Origin of the sequence: Sorangium sp. So ce375 (genome assembly GCF_051473855.1) — a bacterium.
Lineage (GTDB): Bacteria > Myxococcota_A > Polyangia > Polyangiales > Polyangiaceae > Sorangium.
Window position 1 is genome coordinate 3,441,999 of the sequence record NZ_CP150335.1, and the last position, 13,815, is coordinate 3,455,813.

13 protein-coding genes are annotated in these 13,815 nt (G+C 69.8%); 2 read left to right on the forward strand and 11 right to left on the reverse strand.

Going from position 1 to position 13,815, the window contains the following annotated elements; translation table 11 throughout:
- Positions 1-319 precede the first annotated feature (319 nt).
- From WME90_RS13025 to rpmH, 5 genes are all read right to left on the reverse strand, one after another.
- Complete coding sequence (locus tag WME90_RS13025; protein ID WP_437281429.1) at positions 320-883, reverse strand: protein jag; 564 nt, start codon at positions 881-883, stop codon at positions 320-322.
- On the reverse strand, positions 876-2,660 hold the full coding sequence (gene yidC, locus WME90_RS13030) for a membrane protein insertase YidC (RefSeq protein ID WP_437281430.1): 1,785 nt from the start codon (positions 2,658-2,660) through the stop codon (positions 876-878). Before yidC ends, WME90_RS13025 begins: the two co-directional genes overlap by 8 nt.
- A gap of 156 nt (positions 2,661-2,816) precedes the next feature.
- Positions 2,817-3,200: a membrane protein insertion efficiency factor YidD gene (yidD, locus tag WME90_RS13035; RefSeq protein ID WP_437281431.1), complete on the reverse strand. Its 384-nt coding sequence runs from the start codon at positions 3,198-3,200 to the stop codon at positions 2,817-2,819.
- Between the two features lie 71 nt (positions 3,201-3,271).
- Positions 3,272-3,808: a ribonuclease P protein component gene (gene rnpA / locus WME90_RS13040; RefSeq protein WP_437281432.1), complete on the reverse strand. Its 537-nt coding sequence runs from the start codon at positions 3,806-3,808 to the stop codon at positions 3,272-3,274.
- 10 nt (positions 3,809-3,818) lie between these two features.
- Positions 3,819-3,968, reverse strand: a complete 150-nt coding sequence (gene rpmH / locus WME90_RS13045; protein WP_437281433.1) for a 50S ribosomal protein L34 — start codon at positions 3,966-3,968, stop codon at positions 3,819-3,821.
- A gap of 316 nt (positions 3,969-4,284) precedes the next feature.
- Between rpmH and WME90_RS13050 the strand changes: the two genes are divergently transcribed.
- Positions 4,285-5,970 carry an OmpA family protein gene (locus WME90_RS13050; protein WP_437281434.1) on the forward strand — a complete coding sequence of 562 codons (1,686 nt, stop codon included), beginning with the start codon at positions 4,285-4,287 and terminating at the stop codon, positions 5,968-5,970.
- A 40-nt stretch (positions 5,971-6,010) separates the two neighbouring features.
- Positions 6,011-6,268 (forward strand): hypothetical protein, encoded by a 258-nt coding sequence (locus tag WME90_RS13055; protein ID WP_437281435.1) that lies wholly within the window; start codon positions 6,011-6,013, stop codon positions 6,266-6,268.
- Here the strand turns inward: WME90_RS13055 and WME90_RS13060 are convergent.
- From WME90_RS13060 to WME90_RS13085, 6 genes are all read right to left on the reverse strand, one after another.
- A complete protein-coding gene (locus WME90_RS13060) occupies positions 6,249-8,402 on the reverse strand; it encodes a thioredoxin domain-containing protein (protein WP_437281436.1) in 2,154 nt (717 codons plus the stop codon). The genes WME90_RS13055 and WME90_RS13060 overlap by 20 nt on opposite strands.
- Before the next feature lie 67 nt (positions 8,403-8,469).
- Positions 8,470-9,798 (reverse strand): beta-ketoacyl-[acyl-carrier-protein] synthase family protein, encoded by a 1,329-nt coding sequence (locus WME90_RS13065; protein WP_437281437.1) that lies wholly within the window; start codon positions 9,796-9,798, stop codon positions 8,470-8,472.
- A 41-nt stretch (positions 9,799-9,839) separates the two neighbouring features.
- On the reverse strand, positions 9,840-10,718 hold the full coding sequence (locus WME90_RS13070) for an acyl-ACP desaturase (protein ID WP_437281438.1): 879 nt from the start codon (positions 10,716-10,718) through the stop codon (positions 9,840-9,842).
- Positions 10,715-10,966 carry an acyl carrier protein gene (locus WME90_RS13075; RefSeq protein WP_437281439.1) on the reverse strand — a complete coding sequence of 84 codons (252 nt, stop codon included), beginning with the start codon at positions 10,964-10,966 and terminating at the stop codon, positions 10,715-10,717. Before WME90_RS13075 ends, WME90_RS13070 begins: the two co-directional genes overlap by 4 nt.
- Before the next feature lie 3 nt (positions 10,967-10,969).
- A complete protein-coding gene (locus WME90_RS13080; RefSeq protein ID WP_437281440.1) occupies positions 10,970-11,854 on the reverse strand; it encodes a class I SAM-dependent methyltransferase in 885 nt (294 codons plus the stop codon).
- A complete protein-coding gene (locus tag WME90_RS13085; RefSeq protein ID WP_437281441.1) occupies positions 11,841-13,670 on the reverse strand; it encodes a fatty acyl-AMP ligase in 1,830 nt (609 codons plus the stop codon). Before WME90_RS13085 ends, WME90_RS13080 begins: the two co-directional genes overlap by 14 nt.
- Between the last annotated feature and the right edge of the window lie 145 nt (positions 13,671-13,815).

Sequence of the window (13,815 nt, forward strand, 5' to 3'; positions counted from 1 at the left end):
GCGGTCCCGTGCCCGTGCTCAAGAGGGCAGGGCCGCCGCCGTCGTGGACTGCGTCCGGCGGAGCGGGGGCCGCGCGCGGCCCTCGTGCTTCACGCGATGAACGCAGATGGAACTCGGTTGCGGTTCCGGGAGCTTGGGCGCGAGCGCGCGCCCGCGCACCTCTCCGGGGGGTACCGGAGAGGTGCGGCATTATGCATGCGGGCGATTTGGTGTCAACGGCGGCGGCGGCGCAACTGCGCGCTCTGTCAGACCGTCCGCCTCAGCGGCGGACGGGGCCAAACCATCCGCCTCAGCGGCGGACGGGGCCAGACCATCCGCCTCAGCGGCGGACGGGGATGATCTGCACGCGGCGGGCCTCGCCCTCGCCGTCGCTCTTCGTGACGACGCCGGGGAACTTCGCCAGCGCCAGGTGGACGACGCGGCGGTCCTGCGGGTTCATCGGCTCGAACGTGATGATCTTGCCCTCCTCGACCGCTTGCTTGCCCAGCCTGCGCGCCATGGAAGAGAGCGTGTCCTCGCGGCGCTGCCGGTAGCCCTCGGCGTCGATGATCACGTGGCGCCGCTTCCTGCCCGGCCGGTTGATCACGCGGTTGGCGAGGAACTGCAGCGCCGAGAGCGTCTGCCCCTTCTTGCCGATCACGCGGCCCGCGTCCTTCCCCTCGATCTCGAGGCGGATCTCCTCGGGCGGATCCTCCTCCTCGTTCTCGAGGAGGTCGACGGTGCAGTCCATGCCCATCGCCGCGAGCACGTCGATGACGAAGTCGAGCGCGACGTCGGCGCGCCCGTCCTCCTCGAACTCGGCCGCGTCGTCAGCGCCCTGCGCCTCCGCATCGACATCGACGTCCGCCGCGTCGATTCCCCTTTCGGCAACTTCACTATCCACGGACACGTGCTTTTCCCTTTCCGAGAGCAGGGGCCGACTTGTCGTCGTCGCCCGGAGTCTTCTTCATCGCGGATTGGGGCTCCGCGCTCGCGATCTCTCGCACCTCGATGCCGCCGGCCCGTTCGTTCTTCGCCTTCAGGTATCGCTCGACGAGGACCTGCTGCCCGATGCCGAGCCAGGTGTTCGTCAACATGTAAACTCCGAGGCCGGCCGGGAGGAAGAGCATCATCGCGGTGAAGATGCCGGGCATCAGGTACATCATCATCTTCTGCTGCGCAGGGTCGCCCTGCGGCGGCATGATCCTCTGCTGGATGAAGCTCGAAGCGCCGAGGACGATGGGAATGATGAAGTACTTTCCGGGCGCCGACAGGTCCGGGATCACGGGGCCGAACGGGGTGTGGTAGAGCTCCACCGCCGTCTGGAGCGCGGTGTAGAGGGCGAACCAGACCGGCATCTGGAGCAGCATCGGGAAGCAGCCGACGACCGGGTTCGCGACCTTGTTCTTGCGCCAGAGCTCCTGCATCGCGAGGCCGCGCTGGGTAGCGTCGTCCTTGTACCTCGCGTTGATCTCATCCATCTCCGGCTTGAGCTTGCGCATCGCCGCGGCGCTCTTGATCTGCTGGATGCTCAGCGGGAAGAGCAGGAGCCGGACGGTCATGGTGAGCAGGACGATCGCCCAGCCCCAGCTGCCCACGGCGCGTTGGAGGACGTAGAGGTACGAGACGAGGAGCTTCGCGATCGGCGAGAACCAGCCGAGGTTGATGACCTCGCTCACCCCGTGATCCACGGCGGCGAGCAGATCGCGCTCCTTCGGGCCGGTGAAGGAGAGGAGCTTGTAAGTCACCGCGCCGCCGGGCGCGAGCTCGTGCTCCGGGTAGGCGAGCCGCGCGCGATAGACGTGCCCGAAGTTCGGGTCCTTGGCCTTGTCCTGGAATTTGGATGTATCCCAGATGTCCTCGATCTGCGTCTCGGCCGCCGGTTGCCCGGGCCCTTCCAGCGGGATCGCGATCTTGCTGAAGTAGCTGCTCGAGACCGCGGCGAACCGCCCGTTGCCCGGGGTGCGCCGCCAGCGCTCGGCGGTGAACTCCTTGTCCTTGAAGTCGCCGGGATCGAAAGCGTCGGGGTGTTGGCGCTCTGTCTTCTGGTCGGTCGCGGCGACGGTCTCGGTGATCCACTCCGAGATGAGGCCGAGATGGCCCTCCGTCTCCTTCTGGGTCCGCCACGCGCTCTGCTCGACGGCGAGCCGGTGCTTGCGCGGCTCCTGGGCGAGGTTCTCGACCGTCATCTGCAGCGAGAGCTCGAAGGGGCGCCCCGTGGCCGCGACGACCTTCGTGAGCCTCGTCGCGTCGTCCGTATAGGTGAACGTGCAGCTCTTGCCGTCCTGCGCGGAGAGCTTCCAGTCGAGATCGTCGAAGGGCACCTGCGGCGCGCTGCCGCCGGGCAGTCGTAGATCCGTCCGGAGGGGCATCCGCGATTCGAGCGAGGTCGTGACCAGGTCCATCGGCCTGCGCTCGCCGTTCCCCGTCGTGTACTTCGGGTCCGTCATCCAGAGGTGCCGGAGCGACCCGCCGTGCGTCGACAGCTCAGCCTTGAAGCGATCTCCGTCGATGACGCACGTCTCCGCGGGCGAGCGCTCGGCGGGGGCCGTGCTGTCGTTGACATCGAGCGGCTGCAGCTGCGGCGCGCCCTCGCCGAAGAGGAGCGGCTTGCCGAACTGGAAGAACAGGATGATGGCGAGGCCGAGGAACAGCCATTTGGCGATATTGCTGCGTTCCATGAAGTCCTTCGTCGATCCCAGGATCTCGAGCCGCGCCCTTCGCTGCGGGCGTCTCGTGACGCCTCACGAGGCTGCCCACGGGCGCTCTGTGCGGGCTTCGCTCCGCGGCGTGTCGGGCGCCGTGCCGCCGGGGGCCGTATCGATGGTCGAGCGGGATTAGTCCATGAGGGTGACCCGGCCGCTGAGGCCCGCTCGCCAAGGGGATGAGGCGTGCGAGGCGAGCTCCGCGCCAGTAGACGAACAGCGTGCTGAATCCCGCGGGTCAGCGTCCCGTTGTCGCGGCGTCCGAGCCGCCGCGGCACGGCGAAGATGAGGTGGTGGCGGAGGGTCGAACCCGCCTGGATGAAACGGGTGACACCTACACAGTCGCTTGAGCGAAAGCAAGCTCCCCCGGAGCGCCCCGTGGCTCAGAATGCAGGCGGCCGCGTAGCGCGAGCAGGAGGGCTCGAACCGACAGACCGGGCCCATCACCGCCACGATGAGCCTGGAGAGCGTCATCTGGTAGACGCGGATCAGCGCGAGGAGGAGCTTCGCCAGCATGCGGTGAGCCGTGAGAGAGCGAGGAGCTTGGGGCCCAGCGCACCACGGCGCAAGGTGCGCCGCGCCATCTTCTAACCGTCGCTCTGGCCTGCTGCGGACGCTGGCGGATCGTCTGCGCTGCGCTCGGCCACGCCCTGCGTCCGCGCGCGCGGCGCGGCGGTGAGCGCCTCCCTCGCCCGCCGGCGGAGCAGCGAGACCACGCCCCGCAGCTCCGCGAGGACGTCGTCGAGGCCGAGCGAGCCGGCGCCGGTGCGGAGGATCACCACGATGTCGACGCGCTCCGGGAAGAGCTCCGGGAACCTCCGGAACGCCTCCCTGAGCAGGCGCTTTGCGCGGTTGCGGGCCACAGCGCCGCCCACCTTGCGCGAGGCGACGAGGCCCAGGCGGGGCGCCGTCGACGGGAGGGGCGCGGCGCCGCTCTCCGTGCCGCGAGGGGCCTCACCGCGAGCGGCGCCGTCGGTGGGGGCCGCGACGAGGAGCAGCAGGTGGCGGGTGCTGACGCGCTGACCGCCGTTCTGGATGCGGACGAAATCGGCCCGCTTGCGAATACGGCGCTCGCGCGGGAACGAGGAGGAGGACGCCGACGAGCGCGGGTGCGCTGGCGCCATCACAGCCGCGTTACTTCTTGTAGATGCTGGGCGCGAGCCGGGAGCGGCCCTTGCGGCGTCGGTTGTTGATGACCTTGCGACCGCCGGCGGTCGCCATACGCGCACGGAAGCCGTGGGTCCGGGCGCGGCGGGTGTTATGGGGCTGGTAGGTGCGCTTCATGGCTGGTCGTCCCTCGGCGTTCTGGACCGCGAACGGCGGCATCCTGGCCGCACGTCAAGCGGGCGCGCAAGAAAGCATGAGGTTCGGCTCAGGTCAACACCAGACGACGCGGCGGGTCCGGGTTCGCCGTTCTCTCTCACCTTTCTAGACGCTTGGGTTAGCGTGTAGCCTCCGATCGACCGCAACGGCCGTTCAAAAGCGGGTCACAGGAGGGAATTTGACGCGCACCGGAGGACATGAGGGGGAAAAGCAGCACGCGCCCGCACGGGGCGTCAAGCGACGCGCGCTGGGGGCTGCTGCAGCGGGAGCCTTGTTCTTGAGCGCGCTCCCGGTGAGCGCGCAGACGAGGACGTTCTACCTGGACCGGCTCACCATGGCCGGCGCTCCCGAGGACTCGATCGGGCTCTGGCGACCGCAGGTGGCGCCGGAGACGCGCTTCTTCGGGCAGTTCGGGCTCGGCCTCGGCCTCAATCCCTTCCGGGTCGAGAACATGCTGAACGACGAGCACGCCGCGGAGCGGTTCAGCAGGGAACACGGCGCGCCGATCTCCTCGCAGCTCATCGGCTACTTCAACGGGGGCGTCGAGCTCCTCGACCGCTTCTCGTTCCAGGTGGGGCTCCCGATCATCGCCCTCCAGACGAGCAACCCGACGAACGACCCGAGCGTCGCCGGCGCAGAGGACGCGGCGAGCCCGTCGACCGCCGCGCTCATGGACGCGCGCCTCGAGGGGCGGGCGATCCTGTACCGGAGCGAAGATCGCTTCTTCAAGCTGGGCGTCAACGCGACGGCGTGGGTGCCGACCGGCGGCAAGTACTCTTTCTCGGGCGACAACGCCGCGAGCGCGATGCTCGGGCTCTCGGGCGAGATCGATCTCAAGTCGATGTTCTTCGTCCTCAACACCGGGGTGCACTTCCGTCCGTACTCATCGATCAACGACTTCGAGGTGACGAACGAGTGGCGGTGGGGGATCGGCGGCTTCCTCCCGCTGCGGCAAGGGACGCTGCGGCTCGGCGCGCAGATCTTCGGATCGACGGGCCTCGGCCGCGGAACGACGTTCAACGGGGACAACACCCCGCTCGAGTGGATGGCGGAGGGGCGGCTCGCGCTCGATCAGAAGAAGAAGGCCTGGGCCGGGCTCGGCGCCGGCACGCGGCTGTCGGGCGGCTACGCGCCGAATTTCCGGATGGTCGGGGTCATCGGCTACTCGTTCGGCATCGCGGATGTCGAGCCCGTGTCTCCCGGCAGGCGCTTCCAGGCGGTCCCGCCGCGCGCCGCGGATACGGACAAGGACGGCCTCCCTGACGACATCGATCTGTGCCCGACCGATCCCGAGGACGGCAAGCCGCCGAACCCCGACGACGGCTGCCCGGCGCTGCCCGATCGCGACGGCGACGGCATCCCCGACGTCAGCGACAAGTGCCCGGATCAGCCGGAGGATTTCGACAAGATCAACGACGCCGACGGCTGCCCGGAGGACGACGCCGACGAGGACAGCATCCCGGACGCGAAGGACGCCTGCCCGAAGGAGCCGGGGCAGCCGAGCCCCGAGCCGACGAAGAACGGCTGCCCGCAGTTCATCCGTCGCATCACGGGGTCGAGCGAGATCCAGATCCTGAAGCAGGTGCAGTTCGCGACCGGCAGCGCGCGGATCCTGCCGAACAGCTACAGCATCCTGGACGAGGTCGTCCGGCTCCTGAAGGTGAACCCCGAGATCACGCTCGTCGCGATCGAGGGCCACACGGACAACCGCGGCTCGGACCAGCTCAACGAGAAGCTCTCGAACGATCGCGCTCACTCGGTGCGCACCTACCTGATCGAGCGGGGCGGCATCGACCCTGCCCGGCTCACGGCGGCGGGCTTCGGTCCGAAGCGGCCGATCGAGGACAACAACACCGAAGCCGGGCGCCAGAAGAACCGGCGCGTCGAGTTCCACATCCGCGAGAGCAACACGGGCGGCAACAAGGCGGGCGGCGACAAGGGTGGCGGCACGGTCACGCCGTAGGTGGCCCGGCCGGGCGGCGCGCGCGGGAGCCCTGCTGTGCGTGGTGCTCTCGTCCGCGTGCCGCCCCGAGCACGGCACGCCCTACCGGTGCAGCTGCACCTTCGTCACCGACTTCGACGACGACTCCAGGCTCGACGTGGAGGTCTGCGCCCCGAGCGAGGCCCGCGCCGAGGGGGTCGGACGTGGATGCGCGCAGACCCACGCGCCGGGCCCGGTGTCCGGATGCACCTGCAGGAGCGCCCCGGATCGCGGCCCGTGCGAGCTCAGCGCGTGCCGCACTACGCCAGCAGCGCCTTGAGATCGGCCGGCGTCGTCACAGGCGCCGAGCACGTCCGCCCGCGACAAGCGTACGCGACCGCTGCGCCAGGGCGCGCAGGCTTGCCCTCGGCGACGACCTTCACCGCCGCGGCGCTCTCCGGGCGCGCCGGATCCACGAGCACGACCGCTCGGTTCGGCAGGTATGCCTTGAACGCCTCGCGCGCGAGCTCGCTGGCCGCCGAGCCCGCCTCGCCGATCACGACGATCGTCACGCTGCCGCGCGCGAGGCGGTCGAGCACGCACACGGTCTGGCCGAGGCCGAACGGGTTCTCCAGCGCCGTCGGCGCGAGCGCCGTGAGCTGCCGCTCTGCCGGTGACAGGTAGCGCTCGTCGGCGATCTCGGAGAGGCGCAGGCAGAGGAGCGCGGCCATCGAGGCGGCCGAGGGGGCGGCCTGATCGTAGATGTCCTGCGTGCGCGCGATCAGCGCGTCGCCGTCGTCCGGCGTGAAGAAGAACCCGGGCGCGGCCTCGTCCCAGTGGTGCGCGATCATGGCGTCGGCGATCGCGCGCGCGACGCCGATGTAGCGTGGGTCGGAGGTGGCCTCGTACAGATCGAGGGCCGCGTTCCCGAGGTACGCCTGGTCGTCGAGGAACCCGGGCCGGACGTCGTCCATGGCCGCCCCGGCGCTCCCGCGCTCGGCCTTCGCGCCCGCGGGCGCGCCGTCCTTGAGGTAACGGCCGACGCGGCCGCCGCGGATGAGCTTCCGCTCGAGCAGCGCGAACGCGCGCGCGGCGGCGGCGACCCAGTCCGGCTCGTCGAGCGCGCGGCCCGCGTCGGCGAGCGCGCCGATGAGCAGCCCGTTCCAGCTCGCGAGGACCTTGTCGTCGCGCGCCGGACGGGGCCTCGCGTCGCGCGCCGCGAGCATCGCGGCCCGGGCGCGATCGAGCGCCTCGCGGCACCGATCGAGGTGGGTCGAGGAGCCCCCTCCCGCGCCTTCGTCGATGAGCGCCGCGGCCTGCTCGAGCGTGCGGTGCTGCGAGAGCACCGTCGCGCCGCTCTGCTCGAAGTTGCCCTCCTCGGTGATGTCGAAGACGAGGCGGGCGACGTCGTACGCGAGCCGATCCTCGCCGACGGCGGCGCGGAGCTGATCGAGCGTCCACACGAAGAACTTGCCCTCGCTCCCCTCCGAGTCGGCGTCCTGCGACGCGTAGAACCCGCCCTCCGGATCGCGCATCTCGGCGAACAGGTAGCCGACGATCTCGCGCGCGGTGTCGGCGTAGATCGGCTTCTCGAACGCGCGGAACCCGTCGGCGTAGAGGCGCAGGAGGAGCGCGTTGTCGTAGAGCATCTTCTCGAAGTGGGGCACGAGCCAGCGCTCGTCCGTGGAGTAGCGGTGGAAGCCGCCGCGCAGGTGATCCCAGATGCCGCCGTCGCGCATCCTGTCCAGCGTGAGCTCGACGCCCTCCGCCGCGACGCGATCGCCCTCCAGCGCGCCGCGGCGGAGCAGCACGTCGAGCGCCATCGTGTTCGGGAACTTCGGCCGCGAGCCGATGCCGCCGTGGCGGTGATCGAGGCGCGCGAGCAGCTGCCGCGACGCGCGCCGGAGCAGCTCCGACGACGCGGACTCGAGGACGCTCGCCGTGTCGACAGCGCCGGGCGCGCGCTGCACGTGCTCGATGGCCTGGGTGATCTCCTGCGCCTTGAGCTCGACCTCGTCGCGCCGGCTCCTGAAGACGTCGGCGAGCGCGTCGAGGACCTTCGGGAAGCCGAGCATGCCGGGCTTGTCCTTCGGCGGGAAGTACGTGCCCGCGAAGAAGGGCCGCTGGTCCGGGGTGAGGAACACCGTCAGCGGCCAGCCGCCGCGCTGCCCCATGAGCTGCACGACGAGCTGGTAGAGGTGATCGAGATCGGGCCGCTCTTCCCGGTCGACCTTGATGTTCACGAAGAGGTCGTTCATGCGCCGGGCGATCGCCTCGTCCTCGAACGACTCGCGCTCCATCACGTGGCACCAGTGGCAGGCGGCGTAGCCGATGGACAGGAGGATCGGCTTGTCCTCCCGTCGAGCGAGATCGAGCGCTTCAGCACCCCACGGGTACCACGCGACCGGGTTGTGCGCGTGCTGCAGGAGGTACGGCGAAGACTCGCTCGCGAGCCTGTTCTTGTGGGCTGCCATGGGCCCCACGTAGGGCCGGGCGCGGGGGGCCGCCAGCCGTCCGCCAGCCGTGGCGCGGCCGCCGGCGCTACGCCCGCTCCAGCACCAGCGCGCAGTTGTGCCCGCCGAAGCCTGCCGAGCACTTCACCGCGTGACGCAGATCGACCGCCCGCCGCTCCCGCACGACGTCCAGAGAGCAATCGGGATCGAGCTCATCCACGTTGATCGACGGGTGCAGCAGCTGATCGCGCAGCGAGCACACGACCGCGATCGTCTCCACGGCGCCGGCGCCGCCGAGCAGGTGCCCGAGCATCGACTTTGTCGCCGAGATCGGGATGCGCGCGAGGCGCTCGCCGAAGACGCGCCGCAGCGCGAGCACCTCGGCGGCGTCGCCCTGCGGCGTCGAGGTCGCGTGCGGGTTGATGTAGCCGATCGCCTCCGGCGCCGTGCCCGCCCTCGCGAGGGCGCGCTCCAGCGCGAGCGCGAGCCCGAGCCCTCCAGAGTGCGGCCGCGTGAGGTGCTCTGCGTCCGTGGTCATCCCGAAGCCGGTCACGATCGCGAGCGGCTTTGCGCCGCGCGCCCTCGCGTGCTGCTCCTCCTCGAGCACGAGCGCGCCCGCGCCCTCGCCCATCACGAACCCCTGGCGGCGCCGATCGAACGGGCGGCTCGCGCGCGCGGGGTCGCCGTCGACGGCCTTGGCGAGCGCCTTCGCGTTGCCGAACCCCGCGACGGTGTTGAGCCGCGTCGCGGCCTCGGCGCCCCCGGCGACCATCACGTCGGCCTCGCCCGCCTCGATCATGAGGGCCGAGGTCGCGATCGAGTGCGTGCCTGTCGCGCAGGCGCTCGCGAGGTTGTACGACGGCCCCATGAAGCCGTACCGCATGGCGATGAGCGCCGCCGCGCCGTTCGGCATGACCCCCGGGATGAAGTAGGGCGACACGGCCCGCGGGCCGCGCGCCGCGCTCCGGCCGACCTGCTCTTCGAAGATGTCGACCGACCCCATGCCCGTGGACATCAGGCACCCGACGCGGGTCCTGTCGAGGCCGCTCGCCGGCGCTGCCGCGGCGATCGGCGACGCCTCCTGTGCCCGCGCGCCCGCGCGCTCCGCCGCGTCGTCGTCCGCGGCAGCGCCGCGCGCGAGCTGCGCGATGCCTGCGTCGCGCAGCGCCTCCACCGCGGCCGCGAGGCTGAAGTGGGTCACGCGGCCATAGATCTCCGCCTCCTTCGGCGACAGGTATCGCCCGACGTCGAACCCCTTCACGCTGGCCGCGATGTCGCTGCGGAGCCTGTCGACGGGGAAATCGCGGATGTAGTCCACGCCGGATCGGCCGGCGAGGAGGTTCTGCCAGGTGGTGGCGGCGTCGTTGCCCAGCGGGCAAACGGCGCCGATCCCGGTCACGACGACGCGCCTTCGCATCGGACTGCTCGTGCTCGTTGAGGGAAGGGGAGGTGGAAGGTTCAAGCGGACAGCGCCTGCGGGGCGGCGTTGTCCAGGTTGGGAGCGCTCGAGAGGCCCTCGATCGACGTGCCACGGCGGCCCTCGCCGCCGCGGCGAAGCTCGAGCGCGGCGCGCTGGGCGGCGAGCATCTCGTGCCGGCCCACGCCGAGGTACTTGAGGATCGGCATGTAGACCTTCTGGATGAACACGTTCCGGTCGACGCCGGCCTCGCGCATCTTCAGGATGCGCGAGTCGTAGTCGGGGACGATCCCGACGCCCGGCATCTCGAAGTTCGCGAACACGTGCGCCATGTCCGCGAGCGTCCCCGGCCGGTCCTCCTCGAGGAGCACCTTGATGACGCTCTGGTAGAAGCGGCAATGGGCGATCTCGTCGCGGGCGATGTAATCGTAGATCGTCCGCAGGCACTCGTCGCCCTCCGACGCGGCCCGCTCCCGGTGCTTCACGTAGATGACGAACGTCGCCATCTCCTGCACGCAGCCGTAGAACGTCATCTGCCGCGGCGTGTGGAACGGGAGGTCCCACTTCTTCGCGAAGATCTGGTGCTGCAGGTCGGTGAGCTGCTCCTCGGTGCGCTTGCCGGAGCGCAGGAGGTACTGCATCAGCGTGAGCGAGTGCTTCGACTCTTCATAGGCCCAGTTGGCCTGGAACCACGCCTGGCCGAAGTATTTCCGCACGAGGTTGATGCCGCCCGCCACGTAGTCGGGCAGGTACATCTCGACCGAGCAGAACGTCTCCGCGCACAGGGCGAGCTCCTCGCTCGCCTCCTTGTTCACGCGCTCCCACGGGATGTCCTGGAAGACGTTCCAGCGGCGCTCGCGCTCCGCCTTCTCGAAGAACGTCATGTACTCCTGGAAGATCTTCTCCTCCAGCTGGCTCATACGATCGCCTCCAGCCGCTCTCCGACCTTCTTGCAGAGGTCGCCCACGGTGATGAGCTCGACGAGATCCTCGTCCGGAATCATGATCCCGAGCTCGGTCTCCATCTCTCCGACGATCTGCATCATCGAGAGCGAGTCGATGCCGAGCTCCGTGATCACCGACGCCGCGGTGACATTGGGGAACTCCCGCTTGTCCACCCGGGCGGCAACCGTCTTGAAAATCTCGAGCAGATTGGTCTTGTCCGTCATGGTTCAGTCGATCCTGCGAAGCTCGTATTGAGCGAGGGAGCTGTAGTGCTTGTCGAACGCGTTCACGCACGTCGACAGGTAACGATCGTAGTCGTCGAAGACCTTGTCCCCCCACGTCGACCGGATGGTCTTCTCGTTCAGCCTGAGCCGGCGGAGCCACTCCGCGGTGGTGCGCTGGTAGTGCTCGCGCCGCGTGTTCACCTGCATCACTTCCCAGTAGGGGTTCGCCGCCTGGATGATGTCCTCGAGCCGCGGGTTCAGGCCGCCGGGGAAGATCTCCCGGGTGACGAAGTAGATGTCCTCCAGGTCTTTCCTCGTGCCGGCGGGGAGCCCGCCCCAGGGCGTCATGCGCGGCGTCCGGTTGCGGAGGATCGTCTGGAGGCCGAACCAGGCGCCCTTGTTCGTGAGCTCCCAGGCCTTCTTGAAGTAAGCCCGATAGATGTCGATCGCCTTGCCCTGGCGCGCCTCCTCCGGCGAGCACAGGTGATCGATCATGCAGATCGAGATGAGGCTGTCGAACCGCTCGGCCGTCGTGAAGGTCCGGAAGTCGCCGCCGATCACCTCGACGCCGGGGATCTTCCGGGCGTTCACCTCCGCGGCCTGCGCGGTGGAGAGGGTGACGCCGACCGCGCGTGTCACGCCGCGCGTCGTGGCCACGTACTCGAGCGCCGCGCCCCAGCCGCAGCCGATGTCGAGGACCTTCTTCCCGGGCCCCGCCTTGGCGAAGTCCGACAGGATCCGGAGCTTGTTCAGCTGCGCGGCCTCGAGCGGCTGCTCAGGGGATTCGTAGACGGCGCAGGTGTAGTTCATGCGCTCGTCGAGCCACAGCCTGAAGAACTCGTTCGAGACGTCGTAGCTGACCTCGACCTCGGCCTTACTGGATCCCATCGATGACTCCTTCGACACGTGCCGGGGCGCCGCCCGCGCGGCCCCCTTCGGTTCGCGACACAGGTCCGCTCGAGCGGACCACGTCGCCATGGGGAGAGGGCGCCACGCCCTCGTCGACATCCGAGGCGCCCTCGAGCTCGCCGGCCTCGAAGCGCCGCTTCATCTCGCGCCGCCGCACCTTGCCGCTCGACGTCTTCGCCAGCGTCCCCCGCTTGATCAGCGCGACCTCGGACAGCTGCACGCCGAGCTCGGCGCGCACGGCCTGGGTGATCGCCTGCGCGACGCCGGCCACCGTCCGCTTGGCCTCGGCGACGACGACGGCGCGCTCGGCCCCCGCGTCGGTGAGGCACGAGAACGCCACGCAGTGGCCGTCGCGCACCCCCTCGACGGAGGCCGCGATGCGCTCGATGTCCTGGGGGAAGTAGTTCTTGCCGCCCAGGATGATGAGATCCTTCGAGCGGCCGCAGAGGTACACCTCGCCGGCGACGGTATAGCCGAGATCGCCCGTCCGCAGCCAGCCCCCTCCGAACGCCTCCTCGGTCGCCTCCGGCTCGTTGAAGTATCCGGCGGCGACGCTCGGGCCGCGCACCCAGATCTCGCCGACCTCTCGCTCGCCGCGCGGCGAGCCGTCGGGGCCCACGATGACGAGCTCGTGGCAGGGGAGGGGACGACCGCAGGAGACGAGCTCCAGCGACGCGCCGCCGTTCGCGGGGCGCGCCTTGCCGGCCTGCATCGCCTTCGCGTCCACGCGATCGGTGGTGAGCGGGGCCTTGAGGTCGCTGAACGTGATCGCCAGCGTGGCCTCGGCCATGCCGTACGAGGGCAGGATGCTCTCCGGGCGGAGCCCCCGCTCGCCGAAGCGGCGGAGGAACGCGCGGAGCACGTCGGCCTGGATCGGCTCGGCCCCGCACCCGAGCGCGCGCACGCAGGAGAGGTCCCAGCTGCCCGCCTGCGCGTCGGTGACGGCGCGCGTGGCGAGGGCGAAGGCGAAGTTCGGGGCGAAGGTGATCGTGCCGCGGAACCTGTGGATCGCGTCGAGCCAGAGCGAGGGGCGGCGGATGAACGCCGTCGTCGGCAGGAACATCACCGGCACGAGCGCGTAGAGCGGCGCGATGACGAAGCCGATGAGCCCCATGTCGTGGTAGAGGGGCAGCCAGCTGACGCCGCGATCTTCCGGGGTGGAGCGCAGCCCGTCGAACATGATGGCGTGGCTGTTCACCGTCAGGTTGCGGTGGGTCACCATCACGCCCTTGGGGCGCGAGGTGCTCCCCGACGTGAACTGCAGGAACGCGAGGTCGTCGAGGGACACGCGCCAGGGCTCGGCCGCGTCCGATGCGTCGAACGCGTCGAACCCGTCGTCATCGCGCGCGCGAAGATCGCGCTCGAGGACGACGCGCAGCCCCGGCACGGCCTCGCGGCTCTCGCCGTTCGCCGCGAGGTAGGCGTCGATCATCTCCTTGAGCTGCTCGTTCGTGACGAGCACGCTTGCGCCCGACGCCGCGAGGATGTGCTGCACCGTCTCGCCGTACGCCTCGAGCTTGGCCAGGGACTGCGGCGGGTACATCGGGACGGCGACGATGCCCGCCGTGAGCGCGCCCACGAAGGTCAGCACGAACTCGTCGGCCTCCGTCAGGATCAGCGCGACGCGGTCGCCCTTGCGGAGCCCGAGCTTGCGGAGTGCGTAGGCCCGGCGCCTCGCCTCGAGCCAGAGCTCGGCGTAGTTGATCGCTCGCTCCTCCCCCGAGCTGCGAACGAACGTGACTGCGCGGTCGGCGTGCACCGAGTTCTTCTGGAGGACTTCGACGAACGTGCGCATAGGCTCTCTGGCTGCTCAGGCCGACCGGACGTCGTAATCCGTCCGTTAAGGACAGCGGGGCCTGAGTGAGCGCAGCCATAAGCGAAAATCGAGCCAGGGCAAACAGAAAACACGGGAATCCAGGGTTTGAGCTTGATTCCGCCGT

What these genes read in the sequence shown, in the direction of transcription:
- yidC (WP_437281430.1), bottom strand. Translation starts at nt 2,660, where the DNA reads ATGGAACGCAGCAATATCGCCAAATGGCTGTTCCTCGGCCTCGCCATC.
- yidD (WP_437281431.1), bottom strand. Translation starts at nt 3,200, where the DNA reads ATGCTGGCGAAGCTCCTCCTCGCGCTGATCCGCGTCTACCAGATGACG.
- rnpA (WP_437281432.1), bottom strand. Translation starts at nt 3,808, where the DNA reads ATGGCGCCAGCGCACCCGCGCTCGTCGGCGTCCTCCTCCTCGTTCCCG.
- rpmH (WP_437281433.1), bottom strand. Translation starts at nt 3,968, where the DNA reads ATGAAGCGCACCTACCAGCCCCATAACACCCGCCGCGCCCGGACCCAC.
- WME90_RS13060 (WP_437281436.1), bottom strand. Translation starts at nt 8,402, where the DNA reads ATGGCAGCCCACAAGAACAGGCTCGCGAGCGAGTCTTCGCCGTACCTC.
- WME90_RS13065 (WP_437281437.1), bottom strand. Translation starts at nt 9,798, where the DNA reads ATGCGAAGGCGCGTCGTCGTGACCGGGATCGGCGCCGTTTGCCCGCTG.
- WME90_RS13070 (WP_437281438.1), bottom strand. Translation starts at nt 10,718, where the DNA reads ATGAGCCAGCTGGAGGAGAAGATCTTCCAGGAGTACATGACGTTCTTC.
- WME90_RS13075 (WP_437281439.1), bottom strand. Translation starts at nt 10,966, where the DNA reads ATGACGGACAAGACCAATCTGCTCGAGATTTTCAAGACGGTTGCCGCC.
- WME90_RS13080 (WP_437281440.1), bottom strand. Translation starts at nt 11,854, where the DNA reads ATGGGATCCAGTAAGGCCGAGGTCGAGGTCAGCTACGACGTCTCGAAC.
- WME90_RS13085 (WP_437281441.1), bottom strand. Translation starts at nt 13,670, where the DNA reads ATGCGCACGTTCGTCGAAGTCCTCCAGAAGAACTCGGTGCACGCCGAC.